Annotated in this window: 25 protein-coding genes and 1 pseudogene; 10 read left to right on the top strand and 16 right to left on the bottom strand. The window is 69.4% G+C overall.

Translation table 11 applies throughout. The annotated features are described in order from the left end of the window. Nucleotides 1-542: pseudogene (locus B0W88_RS33475) on the top strand (peptidoglycan-binding protein); the annotation flags it as partial. Next, nucleotides 539-1,135 carry a general secretion pathway protein GspB gene (locus tag B0W88_RS05220; RefSeq protein ID WP_077033600.1) on the top strand — a complete coding sequence of 199 codons (597 nt, stop codon included), beginning with the start codon at nt 539-541 and terminating at the stop codon, nt 1,133-1,135. The pseudogene B0W88_RS33475 and the gene B0W88_RS05220, both read left to right, overlap by 4 nt. Here the strand turns inward: B0W88_RS05220 and B0W88_RS05215 are convergent. The 7 genes from B0W88_RS05215 to B0W88_RS05185 all read right to left on the bottom strand — a co-directional run bounded on the left by B0W88_RS05215 (nt 1,129) and on the right by B0W88_RS05185 (nt 8,586). Then, on the bottom strand, nt 1,129-2,076 hold the full coding sequence (locus B0W88_RS05215; RefSeq protein WP_077033599.1) for an AraC family transcriptional regulator: 948 nt from the start codon (nt 2,074-2,076) through the stop codon (nt 1,129-1,131). The two genes, B0W88_RS05220 and B0W88_RS05215, sit on opposite strands and share 7 nt — an antisense overlap. A gap of 17 nt (nt 2,077-2,093) precedes the next feature. Then, nucleotides 2,094-2,876 (bottom strand): L-iditol 2-dehydrogenase, encoded by a 783-nt coding sequence (locus B0W88_RS05210; protein WP_077033598.1) that lies wholly within the window; start codon nt 2,874-2,876, stop codon nt 2,094-2,096. Then, nucleotides 2,873-4,267 carry a D-arabinitol 4-dehydrogenase gene (gene dalD, locus B0W88_RS05205; RefSeq protein WP_198937777.1) on the bottom strand — a complete coding sequence of 465 codons (1,395 nt, stop codon included), beginning with the start codon at nt 4,265-4,267 and terminating at the stop codon, nt 2,873-2,875. Before dalD ends, B0W88_RS05210 begins: the two co-directional genes overlap by 4 nt. Before the next feature lie 2 nt (nt 4,268-4,269). After that, nucleotides 4,270-5,313, bottom strand: coding sequence for an ABC transporter ATP-binding protein (locus tag B0W88_RS05200; RefSeq protein ID WP_077033602.1), 1,044 nt, complete (start codon nt 5,311-5,313; stop codon nt 4,270-4,272). Between the two features lie 18 nt (nt 5,314-5,331). Next, nucleotides 5,332-6,216 carry a carbohydrate ABC transporter permease gene (locus B0W88_RS05195; protein WP_083748592.1) on the bottom strand — a complete coding sequence of 295 codons (885 nt, stop codon included), beginning with the start codon at nt 6,214-6,216 and terminating at the stop codon, nt 5,332-5,334. A gap of 4 nt (nt 6,217-6,220) precedes the next feature. Next, the gene (locus B0W88_RS05190) at nt 6,221-7,081 is read right to left on the bottom strand and encodes a carbohydrate ABC transporter permease (protein WP_077033597.1); all 861 of its coding nucleotides are present in this window, start codon (nt 7,079-7,081) and stop codon (nt 6,221-6,223) included. A gap of 182 nt (nt 7,082-7,263) precedes the next feature. Further along, nucleotides 7,264-8,586 carry a sugar ABC transporter substrate-binding protein gene (locus B0W88_RS05185; RefSeq protein ID WP_077033596.1) on the bottom strand — a complete coding sequence of 441 codons (1,323 nt, stop codon included), beginning with the start codon at nt 8,584-8,586 and terminating at the stop codon, nt 7,264-7,266. Between the two features lie 248 nt (nt 8,587-8,834). Here B0W88_RS05185 and B0W88_RS05180 point away from each other — a divergent pair, with 248 nt between their 5' ends. Genes B0W88_RS05180 through B0W88_RS05165 form a run of 4 tightly spaced genes read left to right on the top strand, consistent with a single transcriptional unit; the run spans nt 8,835 to nt 11,515 of the window. Further along, nucleotides 8,835-9,935: a poly(3-hydroxybutyrate) depolymerase gene (locus tag B0W88_RS05180; RefSeq protein ID WP_233151627.1), complete on the top strand. Its 1,101-nt coding sequence runs from the start codon at nt 8,835-8,837 to the stop codon at nt 9,933-9,935. A gap of 18 nt (nt 9,936-9,953) precedes the next feature. Continuing rightward, nucleotides 9,954-10,442 carry a hypothetical protein gene (locus B0W88_RS05175; protein WP_077033595.1) on the top strand — a complete coding sequence of 163 codons (489 nt, stop codon included), beginning with the start codon at nt 9,954-9,956 and terminating at the stop codon, nt 10,440-10,442. Between the two features lie 57 nt (nt 10,443-10,499). Continuing rightward, nucleotides 10,500-10,829 (top strand): NIPSNAP family protein, encoded by a 330-nt coding sequence (locus tag B0W88_RS05170; protein ID WP_077033594.1) that lies wholly within the window; start codon nt 10,500-10,502, stop codon nt 10,827-10,829. After that, nucleotides 10,826-11,515, top strand: a complete 690-nt coding sequence (locus B0W88_RS05165; protein ID WP_077033593.1) for a helix-turn-helix transcriptional regulator — start codon at nt 10,826-10,828, stop codon at nt 11,513-11,515. The genes B0W88_RS05170 and B0W88_RS05165 overlap by 4 nt, the downstream gene beginning before the upstream one ends. Here the strand turns inward: B0W88_RS05165 and B0W88_RS05160 are convergent. From B0W88_RS05160 to B0W88_RS05150, 3 genes are read right to left on the bottom strand one after another with little or no spacing between them, the layout of a single operon-like run. Then, nucleotides 11,502-12,533: an aldo/keto reductase gene (locus B0W88_RS05160; protein WP_077033592.1), complete on the bottom strand. Its 1,032-nt coding sequence runs from the start codon at nt 12,531-12,533 to the stop codon at nt 11,502-11,504. The two genes, B0W88_RS05165 and B0W88_RS05160, sit on opposite strands and share 14 nt — an antisense overlap. A gap of 2 nt (nt 12,534-12,535) precedes the next feature. Continuing rightward, nucleotides 12,536-14,899, bottom strand: a complete 2,364-nt coding sequence (locus tag B0W88_RS05155) for a tetratricopeptide repeat protein (RefSeq protein ID WP_077033591.1) — start codon at nt 14,897-14,899, stop codon at nt 12,536-12,538. Nucleotides 14,900-14,939: 40 nt separating this feature from the next. After that, on the bottom strand, nt 14,940-15,449 hold the full coding sequence (locus tag B0W88_RS05150) for a pyridoxamine 5'-phosphate oxidase family protein (protein WP_083748593.1): 510 nt from the start codon (nt 15,447-15,449) through the stop codon (nt 14,940-14,942). A 157-nt stretch (nt 15,450-15,606) separates the two neighbouring features. On the opposite strand from B0W88_RS05150, the gene B0W88_RS34370 reads away from it, so the two are divergent. Beyond that, a complete protein-coding gene (locus B0W88_RS34370) occupies nt 15,607-15,774 on the top strand; it encodes a hypothetical protein (RefSeq protein WP_198937776.1) in 168 nt (55 codons plus the stop codon). A 108-nt stretch (nt 15,775-15,882) separates the two neighbouring features. Then, nucleotides 15,883-17,106, top strand: coding sequence for an alpha/beta fold hydrolase (locus B0W88_RS05145; RefSeq protein WP_077033589.1), 1,224 nt, complete (start codon nt 15,883-15,885; stop codon nt 17,104-17,106). Between the two features lie 13 nt (nt 17,107-17,119). Here the strand turns inward: B0W88_RS05145 and B0W88_RS05140 are convergent, their stop codons facing one another. From B0W88_RS05140 to B0W88_RS05125, 4 genes are read right to left on the bottom strand one after another with little or no spacing between them, the layout of a single operon-like run. Beyond that, entirely contained in the window at nt 17,120-17,452 is a 333-nt protein-coding gene (locus B0W88_RS05140; RefSeq protein WP_077033588.1) for a translation initiation factor Sui1, read from the bottom strand. Then, on the bottom strand, nt 17,449-19,653 hold the full coding sequence (locus tag B0W88_RS05135) for an alpha/beta fold hydrolase (protein WP_077033587.1): 2,205 nt from the start codon (nt 19,651-19,653) through the stop codon (nt 17,449-17,451). The genes B0W88_RS05140 and B0W88_RS05135 overlap by 4 nt, the downstream gene beginning before the upstream one ends. Further along, nucleotides 19,650-20,582, bottom strand: coding sequence for a tRNA-dihydrouridine synthase (locus B0W88_RS05130; RefSeq protein WP_077033586.1), 933 nt, complete (start codon nt 20,580-20,582; stop codon nt 19,650-19,652). The genes B0W88_RS05135 and B0W88_RS05130 overlap by 4 nt, the downstream gene beginning before the upstream one ends. Next, nucleotides 20,579-21,073 (bottom strand): M48 family metallopeptidase, encoded by a 495-nt coding sequence (locus B0W88_RS05125; protein WP_077033585.1) that lies wholly within the window; start codon nt 21,071-21,073, stop codon nt 20,579-20,581. The genes B0W88_RS05130 and B0W88_RS05125 overlap by 4 nt, the downstream gene beginning before the upstream one ends. 47 nt (nt 21,074-21,120) lie before the next feature. Between B0W88_RS05125 and B0W88_RS05120 the strand changes: the two genes are divergently transcribed. Continuing rightward, complete coding sequence (locus tag B0W88_RS05120; protein ID WP_077033584.1) at nt 21,121-21,414, top strand: 2Fe-2S iron-sulfur cluster-binding protein; 294 nt, start codon at nt 21,121-21,123, stop codon at nt 21,412-21,414. 17 nt (nt 21,415-21,431) lie between these two features. Continuing rightward, on the top strand, nt 21,432-21,671 hold the full coding sequence (locus tag B0W88_RS05115) for a VF530 family DNA-binding protein (protein ID WP_077033583.1): 240 nt from the start codon (nt 21,432-21,434) through the stop codon (nt 21,669-21,671). Here the strand turns inward: B0W88_RS05115 and B0W88_RS05110 are convergent. Beyond that, nucleotides 21,660-22,049, bottom strand: a complete 390-nt coding sequence (locus B0W88_RS05110; protein WP_077033582.1) for a DUF488 domain-containing protein — start codon at nt 22,047-22,049, stop codon at nt 21,660-21,662. The genes B0W88_RS05115 and B0W88_RS05110 overlap by 12 nt on opposite strands. 14 nt (nt 22,050-22,063) lie before the next feature. Next, nucleotides 22,064-22,321, bottom strand: coding sequence for a cell division topological specificity factor MinE (minE, locus tag B0W88_RS05105; RefSeq protein ID WP_077033581.1), 258 nt, complete (start codon nt 22,319-22,321; stop codon nt 22,064-22,066). Nucleotides 22,322-22,324: the final 3 nt, after the last annotated feature.

The following is a 22,324-nucleotide window of genomic DNA, read 5'->3' as shown; positions in this document are numbered from 1 at the left end:
AGCCCGACGCCTGGACCGCCCTCGCCCGCCTCTGGCACGCCGGCACCGAAGGCCTCGGCGACACGCCCTGCCAGGGCCTGCGCACGCAGGAGCTGCAGTGCTTCCGCAGCGACGGCGGGCTGGCCCTGCTGCGCCAGCTGGACCGGCCCGGCATCCTGACGCTGCGCAGCGGCGCCGATTCACAACCGGCCTGGGTGCTGCTGGTGGGCCTGGATGCGCAGACCGCCACCGTCAGCGCCGGCAGCGGCGCCACGCAGACCGTCAGCCTGATGACGCTCAGCAAGCAATGGACCGGCGAGTTCGGCACGCTGTGGCGCACGCCGGCCGGCTTCCCGGCCAAGGGGGCGACGCAGGCCTGGCTCGATGAGCAACTGGCCCGGCTGCTGCCCGAGCCCGCCGCGCCGCTGCCCGCCAAGGTCGCCGCCTTCCAGCGCTCGCAAGGCCTGCGCGGCGACGGCGTGCCCGGCCCGATCACGCTGATGCAGCTCAACCGCGCCGCCAACATCGACGAGCCGCGACTGGCTGCCGCTACCCGACCATGAGCTACATCCTCGACGCGCTGCGACGCGCCAATTCCGAACGCGAACGCAGCGCCGGCGTGCCCACGCTGCATGCCGACCCCGGCCCGGCCGACCGGACCATCGACGACGAGGCCGCACCGAACCGCATGCCGCTGGTGCTGGGTGCGGCCGTGGGTGGCGCGCTCGCGGTGGCCGGCCTGGCCGGGGCGCTATGGCCAGCGCCCGCCCCGGCACCGGCACCGCTCGTCGTCACGGCGCCACCGCCACCGCCTGCGCCGGTCGCTGCGCCAACGCCTCAAGCCATTGCCCAGCCGGCCACGGTGCCGCTGACCGTCCCGCCGCCGCAGGTGGCTCCGTCGAAACCGGAAGTCAGCCCGGCCCCCAGCCGCATCCCGGCGCTCGCCGAGCTGCCCGAAGACGTCCGCCGCCAGTTGCCCGCGCTCACGACCAGCGGCGCGATGTATTCCGACACCCCGGCCAACCGCATGCTGATCGTCAACGGCCAGCTCTTCCACGAGGGCGATGCCATTGCGCCCGGCCTCAAGCTCGACGAGATCCGCCTGAAGAGCGCTGTCCTCAGCTACAGGGGCCAGCGCTTCTCGATCAACTACTGAGCCAGCGTGGCGCCGAAGCGCGCCTCCGCCTGGCGGCGGAACTCGCTGGGCGTCATGCCCTTGATCTCGAGGAAGCGGCGGTTGAAGTTGGCCACGTTGTTGAAGCCGACCTGGTAGCAGATGTCGGCGATCAGGTGTTCGCTCTGCATCAGCAGGTGGCAGGCGCTGTTGATGCGCACGTGGTTGACGAAGTCGGTGAAGCTGTTGCCGGTGGCGCGCTTGAAGTAGCGGCTGAAGCGGCTCTCGCTCATGCCCAGCTCGGCCGCCAGCTCGGCCATCGACAGCGGCTCGGCCAGGTTGTTGGTGATGCGCTGGACGATCTCGTTGACGTGGTCCGCCTGCGCATCGCCGGCCGGGCCGTGCTCGCCCTGCATCTGCACGCTGGACAGCAGCCGGTAGTCGGCGCACTGCGCCAGGTCGGCCAAGAACTCGCAGAAGATGCCCAGCCGGCGCAGGCCGCGCGTGGCCTTGATCTCGTTCCAGTGCGCCAGTGCCTGCTCGGACATGCCGAAGAACTCGATGCCGTGCTTCGCCCGCTCCAGCAGCTGCAGCACCTCGCGCAGCTCGGGGATCTGCTCGGCGGCGCGGGCGATCGGTTCGTGCAGGAACTGGATCACCCGGTCGCGCCCGGCGGCGCCGGCGGCGGGCGCGTCGAGCGAGATCCAGTTGTGCGGCAGCCTTGGCCCGCACAGCACCAGGTGGCCCGGCTGGAAGGGCCCGATCCAGTCGCCGACGAAGGCCTTGCCCGAGGTCTCGGTGATCAGGTGCAGCTCATACTCCTCGTGGAAGTGCCAGCGCACCAGCGGGCTCGGGAAGCCATGGGCGAGGCAGCGCACCAGGCCGGTGTCCTCCGGCGCCTCGTAGCCCAGCGAAGTGCTCCGCGCGAAGTCGCGCTCCAGCTCGGGCTGGGTCTGGCGAGGGAGGCTGCGCTTGCGGTTCATGGCGGTGAACGCGATTGTCAGCTCATGACGTTGCCGCCGTCGACGTTGAGGGTCTGCGCCGTCACGTAGCGCGCCTCGTCGCTCAACAGGAAGACGGCGGCCCCCGCGATGTCGTCCGGCCGCCCCATGCGCCCCAGCGGCACCGCCTCGCCGACGCGGCGCTTCTTCTCGCCGAGGGCCAGGCCCTCGTAGCGGGCGAAGAGGCTGTCCACATGGGCCCACATCGGGGTGTCGATCACGCCCGGCGCGATCGCGTTGACGCGGATGCCCAGCGGCGCCATCGCCAGCGCCGCGCTCTGCGTGTAGCTGATCACCGCGGCCTTGGTGGCGCAGTAGTGGGCCACCAGCGCCTCGCCGCGGCGGCCCGCCTGCGAGGCCATGTTGACGACGCTGGCGCGGCGCGTGCCCCGCTCGCTCATCTGCCTGAGCACCGCCTGCATCGTGAAGAAGAAGGCCTTCACGTTGACGGCGAAGAGCCGGTCGTACGAGCTTTCGTCCGCCTCCAGCAGCGGCGCCATGTCTAAGATCGCCGCGTTGTTGAACAGGCCGTGCAGCGGGCCGAAGGCGGTGTGGGATTCGGCCAGCACGCGGGCGATGGCGCCGGCCTCGCACAGGTCGGCGGCGATGTAGCGGACCCGGCCGCGGTCCTGCAGCGCGCGCACGCCGGGTGGCGGTTCGGCGCCGATGTCGACGATCGAGCAGGCCGCGCCCTCGGCGATGCAGGCCTCGGCCACCGCCAGGCCGATGCCGCCGGCGGCGCCGGTCAGCAGGATGTGGCGCTCGGCGAGCCGGCCGCTCATGCCGCTGCCCTTCGCGCCAGGAAGGCCGCCACGCGCTCGCCGGCATGGCGCAGCGCCCCCACCAGCCGGTCGTCGCCCGCCAGCGAGCCCCACAGCACCCGGTCCGCCGCGAAGGCCGCCACCGGATCCTCGGCCGCGCAGATCGCCCGCGCCGCCGCCTCGTCCATGCCCTGGTCCTGGTAGGCATAGGGCAGCAGCCCGGCGTTCCAGCGCTGCAGGAAGGCGAGGAACAGCGCCGGCAGCAAGCTCACCTTGTCGATCGTCCCGCCGGTCGCCAGCCGCTCGCGGATCGTCGGCGCGATGAAGCCGGGGATCTTGGAGAAGCCGTCGGCGGCGACGCGCTGGTTGGTGTCGCGGATCGCCGGGTTGCCGAAGCGGTCCAGCACCACGTCACGGTAGGCGGCCAGGTCCAGCGGGCTGGGCGTCAGGCAGGGAATCACGTCCTCGGTCACGTAGTCGAAGGCCATCTGGCGGATCTCCGCATCATGGGTGCCCTCGTGGATGTACTGCAGGCCGGCCATCGTGCCCGCCCAGGCGATGCAGCTGTGCGTGGCATTGAGGATGCGGATCTTGGCTTCCTCGTAGGGCTGGACCGAATCGACCAGTTCCACGCCGACGCGGCCCCAGTCCGGCCGGCCGGCGATGAAGCGGTCCTCGATCACCCACTGGATGAAGCTCTCGCCGGTGATGGCGGCGCCGTCGTCGCGGCCGGTGGCCGCCTTGACGCGCTCGCGCAGTTCCGGCGGCGGGCGCGGCGTGATGCGGTCGACCATCGCGTTCGGGCAGGTCGTGTAGGCCTGCACCCAGGCGAGCAGGTCCGCGTCGCCGACCTTCTCGATGAACTCGATCAGCCCGGCCCGTACACGCTCGCCGTTATGCCGCAGGTTGTCGCAGTTCAGGAGCGTCAGCGGGCCGGCGTCGGCGGCACGGCGCGCCGACAGGATCGCGCACAGCGCGCCGTAGATCGTCTGGCCGGTCTCACCGCGCTTCACGCGGCCGATGTCGGCCAGCAGGTCGGCGAAGCTCATGTCCAGCCGGCCCTTGGCGTCGATGTAGTAGCCGGCCTCGGTGACGGTGAAGCTGATGATGCGCGTGGACGGCGCCGCGCCGCGGGCGATCACCGCGGCCAGGGTCGGCTCGTAGGGCAGCACCTCGCGGATCGCGGTGATGGCTTCGTAGCGGGTCTCGCCGGCGGGCGAAATGGTTTCCAGCGTGTAGCGGCCCCCCTGGGCCTGCAGGGCGGCGATCACGTCCGCCATGTCGGGCCGGATGTTGGCGCCGCAGAGCGACCAGCGCGTGTCGCCGGCCTCGATCAGCCGCTGCAGGTAGACGGCCTGGTGCGCCCGGTGGAAGGAGCCGAGGCCCAGGTGCAGGATCGTGAATTCGCTCATGATCAGGATGCCGCCGCCAGGGCGCGGCCCTCGCGGTTGAACAGGTGCAACACGGACGGGTCCAGCTCGACCGCCACGTCGTCCCCGCTCTGCAGCGGCGTGCGCTCGTTCTGCCGTGCGATCAGCTGCAGGCCGCCGATGTCCACGTGGATCAGCGTGTCCGAGCCCAGCGCCTCGATCAGCTCCACCTTGCCCGGCACGCCGGCCGCGCCGTTCTTCTTCTCATGCACGCGCAGCCCCTCGGGCCGCACGCCCAGGAAGCCGTCGCCCGGCAGCCGCCCGCCGGTGGCCGCCGAGAAGCTCGGCACCGCCTGCGCCGGCAGCATGTTCATCGACGGCATGCCGATGAACTGCGCGACGAACTGGTTGACCGGCCGGTCGTACAGCTCCAGCGGCGTGCCGACCTGTTCGATCAGCCCGTCCTTGAGTACCACCACGCGGTCCGCCAGCGTCATCGCCTCCACCTGGTCGTGGGTGACGTAGATCGTCGTGGCGCCCAAAGCGCGGTGCAGCTTGTGGATCTCCACCCGCGTGTTGCCGCGCAGCGCGGCGTCGAGGTTGGACAGCGGCTCGTCGAACAGGAAGACCTTGGGCGCCCGCACGATGGCACGGCCGATCGCCACCCGCTGGCGCTGGCCGCCGGAGAGCTGCTTGGGCGTGTGCTCCAGGTACTTGGTGAGGTTGAGCTGCTGGGCCGCGCGCTCGACCTTGGCCTTGATCTCGTCCTTGGGCACGTTGGCCAGCTTCAGCGCGAAGCTCATGTTGTCGAACACGCTCATGTGCGGATAGAGCGCATAGCTCTGGAACACCATGGCCAGGTCGCGCTTGCCGGAGGGCGCGTAGGTGATGTCCTTGCCGTCCAGCAGCAGGTTGCCGCTGCTGATCTGCTCCAGGCCGGCGATGAGGCGCAGCAGCGTGCTCTTGCCGCAGCCGGAGGGGCCGACGAAGACGATGAACTCGCCCTTCTGGATCTCGAGGTCCACGCCCTTGATGATGTGGGCGTCGTTGAAGCTCTTCTTGATCTGATGCAGTTGGAGGAAAGCCATGTTCATTTCTCCGTTGGGTTACTTCACAGCGCCGAAGGTCAGGCCCTGCACCAGCTGCTTCTGGCTGAACCAGCCGAAGATCACGATCGGTGCGATCGCCAGCAGCGAGGCGGCCGAGAGCTTGGCCCAGAACAGCCCTTCGGGGCTCGAGTAGGAAGCGATCAGCGTGGCCAGCGTGCCGGCCTTGGCGGCCACCAGGTTCAGCGACCAGAAGGCCTCGTTCCACGAGAGCACCAGGCACAGGAGGCCGGTGGAGGCCATGCCGCCGACCGACAGCGGCAGCACCACGTGGCGGAACTCCTTCCACAGGTTGGCGCCGTCCATGCGGGCGGCTTCCAGGATCTCCGGCGGGATGTCCTTGTAGCTGGTGTAGAGCATCCAGACCATGATCGGCAGGTTGGAGAGCGTGAACACGATCACCAGCGCAGGCAAGGTGTCGAGCATGCCGGCCGTCTGCGCCATCACGTAGATCGGCAGCAGCGCGCCGACCGCCGGCATCATCTTGGTGGACAGCATCCACAGCAGGATGTCGCGCGTCTTGGAGGTCCGGAAGAAGGCCATCGAGTAGGCCGCGGGCGCGGCGATGGCCAGGCCCAGGATCGTCGAGCCGATGCTGGTGATCAGCGAGTTCAGCGCGTGCAGCAGGTAGTCGCTGCGGGCGTTGACCTCGTGGAAGTTCTCCAGCGTCGGGCTGAACAGGAACAGCGGCGGCACGCTGATCGCCTGCTGCTCGGTCTTGAAGGCGGTCAGGAACAGCCAGCCCAGCGGGAAGAACAGCAGCAGCGCGACGAGCCAGGCGGCTGCGGTGCGCAGCGCGATCGGCAGCGCCTGGCTGGGCGGCTTCTGCGGGACGATCTGGGGCGCCGTGGTGATGACGGCGGGGTGGTCGACGACAGTGTTCATGGCATCAATCCAGGTTCTTGCCGATCATGCGGACAAGGAAGAACGACACGATGTTCGCGAAGACCACCGCGAACAGCGCCCCTGCCGAAGCCACGCCGACGTCGAAGTTCATCAGCGACTGCTTGTAGATCAGGAAGGTCATGTTGGTGCTGGCGTTGCCGGGGCCGCCGCTGGTCGTGATGAAGATCTCCGCGAAGATCGACAGCAGGAAGATCATCTCGATCATGATCACCACCGCCATCGGCCGCGCGAGATGCGGCACGGTGAGGTAGAAGAAGCGCTGGACCGCGTTGGAGCCGTCCATCCGCGCCGCTTCCATCTGCTCGCGGTCCAGCGACTGCAGCGAGGTGATGAAGATCAGGCAGGCGAAGGGCAGCCACTGCCAGGCCACCATGATGATCACCGAGAGCAGCGGCCAGTCGGTCAGCCAGTCGATCGGCGTCAGCCCGAAGCGGCGCCACACGTCGGCCAGCACGCCGTAGTTCGGGTTCATCATCATGTGCTTCCACAGCAGCGCGTTGACCGCGGGCATGACGAAGAAGGGCGAGATCAGCAGCACCCGCACGATGCCCTGGCCGGGGAAGGGGTCGTTCACCAGCAACGCCAGCAGCACGCCGAGGATGACCGTGATGCCGATCACGCTGCCGATCAGCAGCAGGGTGTTCCACACCGCGGGCCAGAAGTCCGGGTCGGTGATGAAGTACTCGTAGTTGTCGAGCTTGGCGAACACATGCTCGCCGGGCTGCATCAGGTTGTAGTTGACCAGCGAGAAGTAGATGGTCATCGCCAGCGGCACGATCATCCAGAGGAAGAGCGTGCCGATGGCGGGCGCCATCAGCGCGCGGGGCAGGAGACGGTTGTTCATGGGCGACTCCGGGGACTGCAAGACATTCGTCGCAAAAAGCGAAGGTCCGTTCGGGCTGAGGTATCGAAGCCTGTCCTGAGCTTGTCGAAGGGCCCTCAGCCGATCGGATGGGCCCTTCGATACCTCAGGGCGAACGGGCGGTGGGATGGCTCGACGAAGCCGAGCCATCACGCACCGCACGGTTACTTGAGGTAGCCGCCCTTCTTCATTTCGCGCTCGGCCGCCGTCTGGCCGGCCTTGAGCGCCTGGTCCACCGTGACCTTGCCCGACAGCGCGGCCGTCATCTGCTGGCCCACCGCGATGCCGATCGCCTGGAACTCGGGAATAGCCGCGTACTGCACGCCGACGTACGGCGACTTGGGCAGCGTGCTGTCGCTGAGGTTGGCGCTGTTGATCGCCTTCAGCTCGGCCGCGGCGAACTTGGCGGCCTTCTGGAACTCCGGCGACGCGTAGGTGCTCTTTCGCGTGCCGGTCGGCACCGCGCCCCAGCCGTTCTCCTTGGCCACGAGCTGGATGTACTCCTTGCTGGTGGCCCACTTGACGAAGGTCTGCGCGGCGTCCGCCTTGGTCGAGCTGGACGGGATGGCCAGGTTCCAGCTCCACATCCAGTTGGCGCCCTTCGGCGTCACGGCCACCGGCGCCTGCGCGAAGGCGACCTTGTCGGCCACCTTGCTCTGCTTCGGATCGCTGATGAACGAAGCGGCGATCGTCGCGTCCACCCACATGCCGCACTTGCCCTCGTTGAACAGGGCCAGGATCTCGTTGAAAGAGTTGGCGGCCGATCCGGGCGGGCCATCTTTTTTGAGCAGGTCCACGTAGAAGTTGATCGCGTCCTTCCAGGGCTTGGTCTCGAGCTGCGGCTTCCAGCTCATGTCGAACCACTGGCCGCCGTTGGTGTTGACCAGCGTGGTCAGGAAGGCCATGTTGTCACCCCAGCCCGGCTTGCCGCGCAGGCAGATGCCGTAGACGCCGGCCTTCGGGTCGGTGATCTTGTCGGCCAGTTCCTTCACCTGGGTCCAGGTGGGCTGGTCGGGCATCTTGAAGCCGGCCTTGTCGGCCAGGTCCTTGCGGTACATCAGCATCGAGCTCTCGCCGTAGAACGGGGCGGCGTAGAGCTTGCCCTGATACGACAGGCCATCGCGGAAGGCGGGCAGCAGGTCGTCGGCGTCGTAGGCGGCGTCGGTGGCGATGGGCAGCAGCCAGCCCTTCTTGGACCAGATCGGCGCCTCGTACAGGCCGATCGTCATCACGTCGAACTGGCCGCCCTTGGTGGCGATGTCGGTGGTGACGCGCTGGCGCAGCGTGCCTTCCTCCAGCGTGACCCACTTCAGCTTGATGTCCGGATGCGCCTTCTCGAAATGCGGCGTGAGCTTCTGCATCTCGATCATGTGGCCGTTGTTGACGGTGGCGATCACCAGCTCGGTGGCGGCCTGGGCCGAGGGCATGAGGGCGATGGCAGCGGCGACGGCGAGCGGGGCCTGCAGGAAATGGCGCTTGTTCAGCATGGCTGGTTGTCTCCTGGTGTTGTGATTCGTTCGACGCCACGGCATGGCCGGAGTCGTCGTGCCGGATTCTGTGCAAGTGCTCTTGCCGCGCCGGTACTTCGTTCGCCCTCTTTTGTACTTTCATGCATTGATTGATCAGTGAAATCCCTTGGTATGCGCAACTGAGGATGGACGGCATCCGCTTGCCGAGCGCGCCGAGCTCCGCTACGCTGCGCCCATTGCTGCAATGCAGCATGGGAGGGACAAAGATGGCCGACGTCAAGAAAGCCGCGCCGCGGGCTGCCGCGCTGCGCGAGTTCCCCGTGATCGCCGAGCCGGGTGGCAACTCGGTGTCGGGCCTGTCCTCGGGGGCCTTCATGACCGCGCAGCTGCACCTGGCCCATTCGGCGCTGTTCGCGGGCGCCGGCATCGTGGCCGGCGGGCCCTGCCGCTGCGTGGAGTCCTTCCCCGGCGCCTCGCCGATCGCCGAGGACGCCTATGTGCAGAACGCACTGTTCATCTGCATGAACCCGCTCAGCAAGCGCACCGGCCCGCAGGCCGCCACGCTGGCGCAGATCGCCCGCCACAGCGCCGGCGACGGGCTGATCGACCCGATCGGCCACCTCGCCCGCCAGCGCCTGTACCTGTTCACCGGCAGCCAGGACCAGGTGGTGGACCCGCTGGTCGTGCAGGCCACGCGCGAGTTCTACCTGGCGCTGGGCGTGCCCGAGGCGCAGCTGAAGTTCGTGGACGACGTGCCCGCGGGGCACGCGCTGCTCACCAGCAACCTCGAGGACAACGCGCTGGGCGTGAACGCGCCGCCCTACCTGAGCCGCTGGACCGGCATGCAGAGCCACGACATCCTGCGCCACATCCACGGCGTGCTGAATCCGCCCTCCACCCGCCTGTCCGGCGAGATCCTGCGCTTCGACCAGCGTGAGTTCTTCGACCCGAACGACGAGGGCGACAGCCGCTCCAGCATGAGCGCCTACGGCTACGCCTACGTGCCGCAGGCGGTGCTGGAAGGCGCGCCGGCCCGCGCGATCCACGTCGCGCTGCACGGCTGCAAGCAGGGCTACAACTACGTCAACCTCGACGCCGGCGTGCCCGACCGCGCCAACGAGCCGCCCTACGGCAATCGCTACTTCACGACCACCGGCTACAACGAGATCGCCGACAGCAACGGCTTCATCGTGCTCTATCCGCAGGTCGAGGGCATCGACGACGGCCGCACGCAGAACCCCGAGGGCTGCTGGGACTGGTGGGGCTACAGCGATCCGGACCACCCCGGACGGCCCGACTACTGGTCGAAGAACGCGATCCAGATCCGCGCGATCCGCGCCATGCTGGAGCGCCTCGGCGCCCGCTGACCCCAGGGAGACATTGCCATGCAGAAGATCCACGGCACGATGATGGATGCGGTCGCCCCGAACAAGGAGGGCGCGCTGCCGCAGGCCGGCTGGCATTTCCTCGAGGCGCAGCTGCCGCTTGCATGGGCCCCGCTGGCCCGCGGCCTGGCGCTGCAGCTCGCCGCCGCGCAATGGCTGGCCCGCCAGTCGGCGCAGGCGCTGCAGGCGGGTGCGGTGCTGCCCACGCTGGCGCTGGACCCGCAGGCCCAGCGCGACGGCATCGAGCTCGCCAGCGGCGTGGCCGACCAGTGCCGCGCACTGCAGGCCCAGTGGCTCCAAGGCCTGGGCGATCTCGGGGGTGAACTGGGCCAGCTGCGCCAGGCCAATACCCTGTCCAAGTACCTGGACCAGGAGATGAACCTCGGCCAGCAAGGCCTGGCCCTGATCGGCACCCAGCTGACCGCCGCCACCCGCCTGGCCGAGAACGTGCAGAACAACCTGGCCTGGTTCTTCGCACCGCGGCAGTGACGTTTCTTTCGGCCTGTGCCGAAGCATCGGCGGCGCCGGCGGCGGCACAGTGGCGGCATGACATCCCGCCTCACCTGCTTCATCCGCTACCAGATCGACCCCTTCCAGCGCGCTGACTTTCAGCGTTATGCCGAGGTCTGGGCCGAGGTCATCCCGCGCTGCGGCGGTGAGCTGATCGGCTACTTCCTGCCGCACGAGGGCACGAACGACATCGCCTGGGGCCTGATCGGCTTCGAGTCGCTGGCCGCCTACGAGCGCTACCGCGCCACGCTGCGCGCCGACCCCGAGGGCCGCGCCAACTTCGAGTGGGCTCAGGCGCAGCGCTTCATCCTGCGCGAGGAGCGCAGCTGGCTGGAGAACGTGCCGGCGACTATGCTCGCCCGATGATCGACACGCCCCACGAGCCCCGCATCGCGCGGGTCGCCGCCGCGATGGCCGACCCGGCCCGCTCGCGCATGCTGGCCTACCTGCTCTCCGGCGAGTTCGCCAGCGCGGGAGAGCTGGCGCGTGCCGGCTCGGTCAGCGCCCCTACGGCCAGCGGCCATCTCGCCAAACTGCTCGACGCCGGCCTGCTCGCCAGCGAAAGCCGCGGCCGTCACCGCTACTTCCGCCTGGCCGGCCCGGAGGTCGCCCATGCGCTGGAGGCGCTGGCCCTGGTGGCCGAGCGCGGCACGCACGACAAGGCCTGGGAAGCACCGGCCCGCCAGCGCCTGCGCGAGGCCCGCTGCTGCTACGGCCACCTGGCCGGGCGCCTGGGCGTGAGCCTGCACGAGACGCTGCAGCGGATCGGCGGCCTGAGCGCCACCAACGAGGGCTTCGAGCTGAGCGAGGCCGGCCGTGAATGGCTGCAGGGGATGGGCATGGAGCCGCCGCCGCACTCCGCCGGAAAGCGGCGTTATGCCTACGCCTGCCTGGATTGGTCCGAGCGCCGCGACCACCTGGCCGGCGTGCTGCCGGAGGCGATCTTCCAGCACTGGCTGGAATGCGGCTGGCTCAGGCGCGGCGAGGGCCGCGCGGTCGAGCTGACACCGCCCGGACAGCAGAGGCTGCTGCCCCGCCTCACCAGCGCGTAGGCTTCGGATTCCTCTCGTCGAAATCCATCTGGTGCCAGTACGGATATGCCGGCGTCTGCCGGCTGGCGGCGTCGAGCGTGGCGATCTCGCCTTCGGTCAGGCTCCAGCCGATCGCCCCGAGGTTCTGCAGCAGCTGCTCCTCGTTGCGCGCACCGATCACCAGGTTGGCCACCGTGGGCCGCTGCAGCAGCCAGTTCAGTGCCACCTGCGGCACGGTCTTGCCGCGCGCCTGGGCGACGGACTCCAGCGCATCGACCACGGCGTAGAGCTTCTCGTCGTCGACCGGCGGCCCGCCCACCGCGCCGCCTGCCGCGATGCGCCCGCTGCCGCTGGCCTGGCCACGGCGGATCTTGCCGGTCAAGCGCCCCCAGCCCAGCGGGCTCCAGACCATCGTGCCCACGCCCTGGTCCAGCGCCAGCGGCATCAGTTCCCACTCGTAGTCGCGGCCGATCAGCGAGTAGTAGCCCTGGTAGGCCACGTAGCGGCCCAGGCCGTATTTCTCGGAGGTGGCCAGCGCCTTCATCAGGTGCCAGCCGGAGAAGTTGGAGGCGCCGATGTAGCCGATCTTGCCGGCCGTGCGCAGGTCGTCCAGCGCGCGCAGCGTCTCGTCGACCGGGCTCAGCGCATCGAAGCCGTGCATGAAGTACAGGTCGATGTGATCGGTCTTCAGGCGCTTGAGGCTGGCTTCGCAGGCGCGCACCAGGTGGTAGCGCGACGAGCCCTTGTCGTTCGGGCCGCTGCCCATCGAGAAGCTGGCCTTGGTGGAGATCAGCGCCTGGTCGCGCCGGCCTTCGAGTGCCGCGCCGAGGATCTCCTCGGAGGCGCCGGCCGAATAGACATCGGCGGTGTCGAAGAAGTTCAGCCCGTGCTCCAGGCAGACGTCGACCAGGCGCCGCGCCTCCTCGACCTGCGTGCTGCCCCACTTGCCGAAGAAGTCGCCCTGCCCGCCGAAGGTGCCGGTGCCCAGGCTCAGGACGGGGACCTTGAGGCCGCTGCGGCCGAGTTGCCGATGTTCCATTCTTATTGCGCTCCAATCAGTCGTTGCCGGATGCGCGCCTCGGCCGCGGTTCCCTCGTGCACCGAGACCCAGGCGGACTGGTCGGCGCGGTAGACATAACTCGGAGTTCCGACGGCAGGCAGCGCTGCCGCATCCTGCCCCAGCGCCTTCTGCGCCGCGGCCCGGACGATCAAGCCCAGATCGCTCCAAGGGCCTTTCGCCAAAGCTTCATCGGCGCGCGCCAGCGCGTGCTTCGCGTCGCCGTCCGCCAGCGCGATCCAGCCGTCCAGCGCGACCAGCGTCGGGTCATTGGCGTCCAGCAGCAGGGCCTCCTTCAGCAGCTTGCGGGCGTCCTCCTTGCGGCCGGCCAGCAGCAGGTCGCGGGTGTAGTCGGCCCGCAGCGGCACCAGGCCGGTCCGCAGGCGCAGCACCTCGGCATAGGCGGCGAAGGCCTCGTCCCAGCGTTCGGCCAGCGCCAGCGTGGCGGCCTTGCCCCACAGGCCCTCGGGGCTGTCGGCCTGGTGCTTGAGCACGTCGGCATAACGCGTCAGCGCAGCGTCCACCCGACCCAGCTTGCGCAGGCCGTCGGCCAGTTCCAGGTCCACCTTGAAGGCATCGTCGCCGCTCAGGCGTTCGCGCCCCTGCCCCAGTTGGTCCAGCAGCGCCGGCAGCGCATGGCCGCTGTGCCAGAGCGCCTGGGCCGCGGCGACGCGGATCGTGCCGCTGTCGGGATGGGTCTTCAGCGCCCGCGCGGCCAGCGCCTCGACGGCCGTGCGATCACCGCGCAGCGATTCGGCGAACAGGCTGGACGAGAGCACCAGCTCGTCGTCCGGCGCCACCTGCTGCGCCTTGGCCAGATAGGCCAGCGCCGGTTCGAGCCTGCCGTTGCCGATCAGGTCATTGCCGGCATTGGCGTAGGAGATCGGCAGGCTGGCGCTGACGTCGGTCTGCGCCATGAACTTCTTCTCCAGCGCCAGCAGGTCGGGATCGATGGCCTGCAGCCGGTCGAGACGAATGTCCCGCGTGTCGTATTTGTCGCGCGGCGGCGATTCGAGCCCGTTGGCGCCCTCGGCGAAGTATTCCCACACCGAGCCGCCGGCATAGCGCGAGAGGAAGCCGTTGCGGGTCTTCGCGTCGCGCGTCTTGGCCTTGTTGTAGAGATCCTGGATCTGGCGCCACTGATCGGCGGTCATGATGCCGTGGACCTGGTGGGAGAGCTCGTGCAGCACCGTGTTGTAGCGGTCGAAGATCGTGCGCTCCACGTCCTCGACGCCGGTCACCGTCGAGTAGCCGCCGGAGCCGCGCACGTCGTCCCACAGGCGCGAGTCATAGTCGATGCGGGCGTCCTTCAGCGACTGCATGTTTGGCGCGTCGGACAGCTTCATCGCCATCGGCTTGATGAACAACTGCGAGCCGCCCGCCACCAGCACCGGGATGTAGGCCTTCCACGGCGCCACCGACAGGGCCACCCGCTTGCGGACGCGCGGGGTCAGGTCTTTCCAGTTGCTGACGTACTGCTCGATGCCCGGCACCATCGGCATCTTGGCGGCGGCGAAGCGGCGCTCGTAGTCGGGGCGGTGCACGTCGATCAGGAAGCGCTGGGATTCCAGCGTGCGGGCCAGGATCGCATGGGCCCGGCCCAGTTCGGGGCAGACCTTCAGCGCGGCGAACGAGAGGTCGCGGGCTTCGTCGAAGCGGGCCTGCTCGAAGGCGTCGGACGCGCGCTTGGCCAGCGCCATTGCCTCGTCGAACCTGGGCCCGTAGGCGGCGGCGAGCTGCGTGTAGTTCTTGCGCGCGTAGCCGTTGCCGAGCTGGTAGTGGGCCAGCTCCTGGTAGGGGTTGAGCTTGACCGCGGTCTCGGCGGCGGTGATCGCCTCGTCGGTGCGGCCCAGGCGGATCAGCGTCTCGTTCAGCGCGGCGTAGCCGTCGGCCGTGGGCAGCGCAGCGATGCTGGCTTCGAGGTGGGTCAGCGCGGCGTCGAAGCGGCGCAGGCGGAATTCGAGCTGGCCCAGCCCCTTCTCGGCGGCGGCCTGGTCGGCCGGCGTCTTCGCGGCGGCCAGCGCGGCCTTGAAGCAGGTCTCGGCGCGAGGATAGTCGTAGGTCTCCATCGCCAGGCGGCCGGCGGCCTGCCAGTCCACCGCGGCGCGGCCGGCGCGGCTGCGGCGGTCGACCTGGGCCATGTCGTCGCGGGCGAACAGCCAGGTGTAGATGGCCGCGCGTTCGGCCTCGCTCGGCTGCCTCTTGGCCAGCAGCGGCTTGAGCAGCGGGCCGGCGGCCTTGTAGTCCTGGCGGGCGAGCAGGTCGGCCAGCGAATCGCCAGTGGCGGATGCCGCCTGGGAGAGGGTCAGGGCCAGGGCGGCGACAAGGATCAGCGGCTTGAATTTCATAGGGCCCGCATTGTGCCGCGGGCCCCTGGCCGGGCGCCGGTCAGCGCATCCGCACTTCGCCCGATTCACCCAGCTTCGTCGGCGGCTTGCCGGTCATCGCCGCCTTGCCCATCTCGTAGAGCTGGCGCAGCTTGCTTTCCTTGACGTCCCAGTAGTGGGCGTGGGTGATGCGCACGCGCACCAGGACCAGGTCGGGATCGGTCTGCCCGCCCGGGAACCAGGCGGCGGCCAGCTTGTTCCACAGCGCGTCCACCTTGGCCGGGTCGACGACGACGCTGGCGCGGCCGGACACCGAGACATAGCAATCGTCATCGGGGTTGGCATAGCTCAGGTTGACCTCCGGCCGCAGCGCGAAATCGGCCACCGAGTCGCCGCGGCGCGAGGCGAAGAACCACAGGCTGTCGTCCTCGTCGATGGCCTTGTTCTGCGTGGTCATCGGGCGGGCATGCAGGTGGCCGTTCTCGTGCAGCGTGACGAACATGCACATGCGCGTGCCCTTGATCAGCTTCCACAGCGTCTCGCGGCTGTCCTTGTTGTCATCGGTTTCCATCATCGGAACTCCTTCGTGGTGATGGACCGACGCGGCAAACCCTGTTCCTGCCCGGCACGTCACAAACACTTGCATTTGCCGGGCACTTTTGGGGTCAACGAGCGGCCCCACCTGCCGTTGAATCGTCACAACTTTCTCCACCCGCCTGGATCCCATCATGAAGAAACTGCTCACCCGCGCCGCCATCCTCGGCGTTCTCGCCTCGATGCTGTCCGGCTGCATCGTCCTGCCCCCGCGGGGCCACTACTACGGCGACCGTGGCTACCACGACGGCTACGGCTATCGCGGCGATCGCGGCGGCGACCGCTGGGACCACGGCCGCTGACCCGCTGAGTCGGAGCCGTCCGACGCGGGAATCCGCCTTCGCTGACGCCGCCGCCGATGGGCCCGCCCCATCATCGGCATCAAGCGAAGAACCCGGAGGTCCCGCATCATGGTCAACACAAACAGCACGGAAACCGCAGCGCCCGCCCCGCCGTCGATCCGGCTGTTCGGCATGGAACCGATCCGTGCCACCCTCGAATACGTCGGCATGCGCCGCATGCCGCGCCACCACCTCCCCCGAGGCGATGGTCATCCCATCGTCGTCTTCCCCGGCCTGGCCAGCGATGGCCGCACGATGGCCGTGCTGCGCGAGTTCCTGAAGGAGCTGGGCTACACCGTCTATGACTGGGGCCGCGGCTTCAACCGCGGGCCCAAGGGCGACGTGGCCACCTGGCTGCGCGAGCTGGCCGAGGACATCCACCAGATGGTGGCCGCCCACAAGGACGAAGGCGTGACCCTGCTGGGCTGGAGCCTCGGCGGCATCTACGCCCGCGAGGTGGCCAAGCACCTGCGCACCGACCTGTCCGCCAACGTCCGCCAGGTCATCACGATCGCCGCACCCTTCGCCGGCGGGCCCGACCAGGTCCGCGTCGGCCTGCTCTGGCGCCTGGTCAACGGCCGCCCGCTGCCGCGCGACGAGAAGCTGCAACGCCAGCTGAGCACCGCGCCCGCCGTGCCCAGCACCTCCATCTACAGCCGCACCGACGGCGTCGTCGCCTGGCAGGCCTGCATCCAGCCCGGCGAGGACCACCAGGTGGAGCATGTGGAAGTCCAGGCCAGCCACTGCGGCATGTGCTGGAACCCCGAGGTCCTGCACATCATCGCCGACCGCCTGCAGCGCCGGCCGATGCAGGCCCTGAAGCGCCTGTGCCGCAAGCCCAAAGGAGACACGCAGATGAACATCGCCAAAAAGCACCTGATCACGGCCGCCCTGCTCGGCGGCACCCTGGCCGCCGGCACCGCCGCGCTGGCCCAGCAGCAGTTCGTGCCGGCCCTGCAGCGCAGCGGCTCGGTCGAGTACATCAGCGGCGGCATCGGCATCGACGAGTCGACGGCGATGAAGGCGATCAGCCCCAGCTGGCCGCTGACGCTGGAGTTCGCCGTCAACACGCAGCCGCGCGCCGACTATGCGTCGAACGTGGCCGTCACGATCCGCGACGCGCGCCACGCGGCCGTGCTGCAGACCACCGCGCAGGGCCCGCTGCTGCTGGTCAAGCTGCCGCCGGGGCAGTACAGCGTGGACGCGGAATTCGCCGGCCGGACGATCACGCAGAACATCACCGTCGCGCAGGGCAAGGCGGCGCACCAGAGCTTCATCTGGCCGGCGGGCTGAAGCGCCGCCTCGCTCAGCCGCCCGCGCGCTTGACCTTGTGGCCTGCCGCGGCGACGGCGGCCATCAGCTTGTCGACGTGATCGCCCTGGATCTCGACCACCCAGTCCTTGACCGTGCCGCCGCTGCCGCAGGCGGCCTTCAACTGCTTGGCGAAGACGGCTAGCGCCTCGGCCTCCAGCGGCAGGCCCTTGACGACGCTGACCGTCTTGCCGGAGCGCTTCTCGCGGCTGATGCGCACGATGCCGTCACCCTCGGGGCGCTTGCTCGCCTTGCATTGGCATTGCGCCATCGGCTTGCGGCAGTCGGGGCACATGCGCCCCGAGTCCGTGGAATAGACAAGCGTCATGGCTTCAAGGTTCGCGTGAAGAAGCTGTCCAGCGTGCGGTACAGGTGCAGCCGCGCCTTGCGGCCGGCGATGCCGTGCGCCTTGCCCGGGTAGATCATCAGCTCGAAGGCCTTGCCCTCGTCCTGCAGGGCCTGGATCAGCTGCAGCGAGTTGTCGAACAGCACGTTGTCGTCGGCGGTGCCGTGGACCAGCAGCAGCGGCTTGGCGAGCAGCCCGGCGCGGGCGATCAGGTTGGAGTCGCGATAGGGCGCGGCCTTGCCGCCTTCGGGCAGGCCGAGATAGCGCTCGGTGTAGGCGGTGTCGTAGAGCATCCAGTCGGTCGGCGGGGCGACGCCGGCGGCCGCGGCGAAGGGGGTGTCGGCATCGAGCATCGCGCGGGCCGCCAGGAAGCCGCCATAGGACCAGCCCCAGAAGCCGATGCGCTGAGGATCGACGTTATCGACCAGATGGGGCAGTTGCCGGGTGGCGGCGAACAGGTCCGCCACCTCCACCTTGCCGAAGGCGCGGTAGTGGGCGCGGGTGAAGCCGCGGTCGCGGTGGCCCATGCCACGCGTGTCCAGCATCAGAATGCCGAAGCCGAGGCGCTGCCAGTGGGCCATCAGCGCGGTATCGCGCGGCCAGGCCCAGCTGACGGTGGCGCCGGTGGGGCCGCCGTAGGCCAGCACCAGGGTCGCATGCCGGCCCGGCCTGCCGTCCAGCGGTGCCAGGAAGAAGGCGTTCAGCGGCGTGATGCCATCGGCGGCCTTGATGTCCAGCACCTGCGGCTGCGGCGTGATCTCGGCCAGCAGCGGCTGCGGCGGGTCGGCGGGCAGCTCGATCGGCGCGGCCTGGCCGGCTGCGTCCAGCAGGGCCAGCCGCGGCGGCGCACCCCAGGCGGAGCGGGTCACCAGCAGGCGGCCGCAGGCGCGGTCGGCGCTGGCATCGCGCCACTGGCGCGGGGCGCTGCCCTCCAGCGGGTGCACATGGCCCTGCAGGTCGCTGATGAACAGCTCCTGGCCGCGCGCCCGGTCCACCGCGCCGGCGAAGACGATGCGGCCACCGCCGGCGCAGACCAGATGGGCCACCGCCTCGTCCTGCCTGGTGAGCGCGTGGCGCGCACCGCTGACACGGTCCACCAGCAGCAGCTGCTTGCGGCCGGAGCGCTCGCTGCTCCACAGCAGCGCCGGCTTGCCGGACAGCTGCAGGCCCTTCAGCTCGGCCAGGTCGTCGTGGGTATCGACCCAGGCGGCGTCGCGCTCGTCGATCAGCTGGCGCGGCGGCTTGCCGGCGGCGAACTCGGTCAGCGCCAGCTGGGTCTGGTCGCGGCGCATCCACTGCAGCCAGGGCGTGCCGTCGGCGAACCAGCCGGCGCGCACGATGTACTCGGCCTCGGGCGGGAGCGGCAGTGCGGTGGCGCGGCCATCGGCCACGTCGATGGCGAAGGCCGTGACCTTGGCGTTGTTCTCGCCGGCGCTCGGGTAGCGCTGCTCGGTCATCGCCGTGTGGTCCGCGAAGATCTGCGCGCGGGTCTTCAGCGGCACGCCGCTCTCGTCCACCCGCATCGCCAGGATGCGCTTGCCGTCCGGCGACCACCAGAAGCCGCGCTGGCGGCCGAGCTCCTCGGCGGCGATGAACTCGGCCAGGCCGTGGCTGACCGCGTCGGCTTTCTCGTTCGTCAGCGCGCGGGGGCCGCCGTCCAGCGGCTGCACCCACAGATTGCCGCCCTTCACGTAGGCGATGCTGCGGCCGTCGGGCGAACAGACCGGATCCTGCTTGGGTTGATCGGGGTCGCTCGTCAGGCGCAGCGCGGGCTGGCCGTCCAGGCGCAGCAGGTACAGGTCGCCGGAGAGCGGGAACACCAGCGCCTGGTCTGCGTCGCCGCACCAGCGGTAGCTGGTGATGCCACCCTGGGTGATGCGCTTGCGCTCCAGCGCCATCTTCTCGGCCTCGCTGAGCTTCTGCTGCTGGCCGCCCAGCAGTTGCGCGGCCGAGGCCAGCAGGCGCGGCGCGCCGCCGGCGCTTGGCTGGCCCCACAGCTCGAGCTGCTCGCTGTCCTGCGCCGAGGGCCGCAGCATGCTGACCCAGCCGCCACCCGGCGAGATCTCGGCCTGGCGCGGCACGCTGCCCTGCAGCGGCGGGTCGCTGGTGATGCGTTCGAGGGAGATGTCGGCGGCGTGCGCCACGCTGCCGGCCAGCGCCAGGCTCAGGAACAGGGATTTCATAGGGAAGCGAACAGGCGCTGCTGCAACTCGTCGGGCGAGTTGACGGTGCGCAGTTGGAAATAGGCGTCTTCCGCCTCGGGATGGTGGCGGCGCAGGTAGTGCAGCCATTGCTTGAGCCGGCCGGCCTGGTGCTTGGGCTGGACATGGGTGCGCACCAGCGCGAAGAAATCGCGCATCAGGGGCAAGACCTGGCCCCAGGTCAGCGGCGTGGCGCCGGGCGAGCGGATCGCCAGCGCCAGGCCCGGGTTGGCCACCATGCCGCGGCCCAGCATCAGGTGCTCGCAGCCGGACTGCGCACGCGCCGCGGCGGCATCGGCCACGGTCCAGATCTCGCCGTTGGCCACCACCGGCACCGTGACCGCCTCGCGCAGCGCGGCGATGCGGTCCCAGTAGGCGGGCGGCTTGTAGCCGTCGGCCTTGGTGCGAGCGTGGATCACCAGCTCGCCCGCGCCGGCGCCGGCCAGGGCCAGCGCGCAGTCGAGGCTGCGTGACGTGTCGTTGTAGCCCAGGCGCATCTTGGCCGAGACCGGGATGTGGGCCGGCACCGCCCGGCGCACGGCGGCGACGATCTCGTGCAGCAGTTCGGGCTCGTCCAGCAGCACCGCGCCGCCGCGGTGGCGGTTCACGCACTTGGCCGGGCAGCCGAAGTTCAGGTCGATGCCCTCGGGCCCCAGCGCGGCGAGCTTGGCCGCGTTCTCGGCCATGCAGACCGGGTCCGAGCCCAGCAGCTGCGCTCGCACCGGCACGCCGGCCGGCGTGCGGCCACCGGTCTTCAGCTCGGGCACGATGCGGGTGAAGACGCGGTTGGGCATCAGCATGTCGGTGATGCGGATGAACTCGGAGACACAGCGGTCGATGCCGCCGGCGCGGGTGAGGATGTCGCGCAGCATGTGGTCCAGCAGGCCCTCCATCGGGGCTAACAGGATCATTCGACGGACTCCTTCCAGGTCAGCCACACCCGCGTGTCGAATTCGAGCTGCGCGTAGTCCGGCGCCATGTGGTGGCACAAGGCGTAGAAGGCCTTGTCGTGCTCGGCCTCCTTGATGTGGGCCAGCTCGTGCACGACGATCATCTTCAGGAACTCGGCCGGCGCCTCGCGGAACAGCGAGGCCACGCGGATCTCGCGGCGCATCTTCAGCTTCTGGCCCTGCTGCTGCGGCGCGCGGGTATGGGTGCCCAGCGCGTGCTGCAGGATCTTCAGCTTGGCATCGAAGCGCACCAGGTTCAGCGGCGGCGCATTGCGCATGTGGCGGGCCTTCAGCTCGTTCGTGTAGTCGAACAGGGCCTTGTCGCTGCGCACCTCGTGGGTGTCCGGATACTTGCGCTGGAGCAGTTCGCCGAGCTTGCCGTCCGCCAACAGCTGCGCCACCTGCGCCTGCAGCGCGGGCGCATAGCCTTGGAGGTACTTGAGCGGGGACATCGGGAATCGGCGGACGAAAAACGCTGATTGTCCCGCATCATGCGGGCATGGATGAATTCCCCGTCACCGTCGCGCCGCAGGGCTGGTCCTTCGCCTGCGCCGCCGACCAGACCCTGCTGATGGCCGCGCTGGACGCCGGCATCCAGCTGCCCAGCTCCTGCCGCAACGGCACCTGCCGCAGCTGCATCGCGAAGCTGCTGGACGGCCGCATCGAGCACCGGATCAAGTGGCCCGGCCTGAGCCTCGAGGAAAAGCAGGAAGGCTGGATCCTGCCCTGCGTGGCCTGCCCGCGCAGCCCGGTGGCGATCGAGGCGCCCCAGGCCATCGAGCTGTTCGCCTGAGCGAGGACAATGCGCCCATGACCAATGACCCGATGCATGGCGTCACGCTCGAGATGATCGTCACGCGCCTTGCGGACTATTTCGGCTGGGACGAACTCGGCCGCCAGATCCCGATCCGCTGCTTCCAGAGCGACCCGAGCGTGGCCTCGAGCCTGAAGTTCCTGCGCAAGACGCCATGGGCGCGGGCGAAGGTGGAGAGCCTGTACCTGTTCATGATGCGCGAGCAGGCGCGCGCCCGGCAGGGGCTAACGCGCTAGTTCAGCGGCACGCTCGGCGAGCAGTTCACGCAGCACCGAGCGGTGGCAGCGCTGCTCGTCCTCGCAATAGCAGCCGATCGACAGATCCGTCGTGTGCGACAGCGCCGCCAGCAGCTCCAGCAGGCGCAGCGCATCCGGTTCGTTCAGCTCGGCGCGGAACTTCCTGACGAAGGCGGCCCAGTCCTTGTCGCTCGCGGCTTCCTGGCCCAGCTTCATCAGCTCCGCCGACGGAGACAGCGCCGGCAACCAGGTGTCGTAGAAGTCCCGCGTGGCGAACTCGGCCTTCGGCACACCGCGCGGCGGGCGCCGCACGGTGCCGATGCGCAGGCCCTCGCCGCTCGCGCGCGGCGTGCCGAGGCGGACGATGCGCAGCGCCATGGCCTCGGTTCTTCCTACTTCCCGTCCGGCAGCTCGATCTTCACGGCGAGCACTTCCATGTCGCCCTGCTTCTCGGTGGTGACCTGGATGTCCTTCAGGTCGATGGACACGTACTTGGAGATCACCGCCAGAAGCTCGCGCTGCAGCTGCGGCAGGTACTCGGGGCTGGTGCCGCGGCCGCTGCGCTCATGGGCCAGGATCAGCTGAAGCCGCTCCTTGGCGACGCTGGCCGTGCTCTTCTTCTCGCCCAGGAAAAAGTTGAGAAATCCCATCGT

It is taken from the genome of Pelomonas sp. KK5, assembly GCF_001984095.1.
Classification (GTDB): Bacteria; Pseudomonadota; Gammaproteobacteria; order Burkholderiales; family Burkholderiaceae_C; genus KK5.
This window is presented reverse-complemented; position numbering and strand designations above follow the sequence as displayed.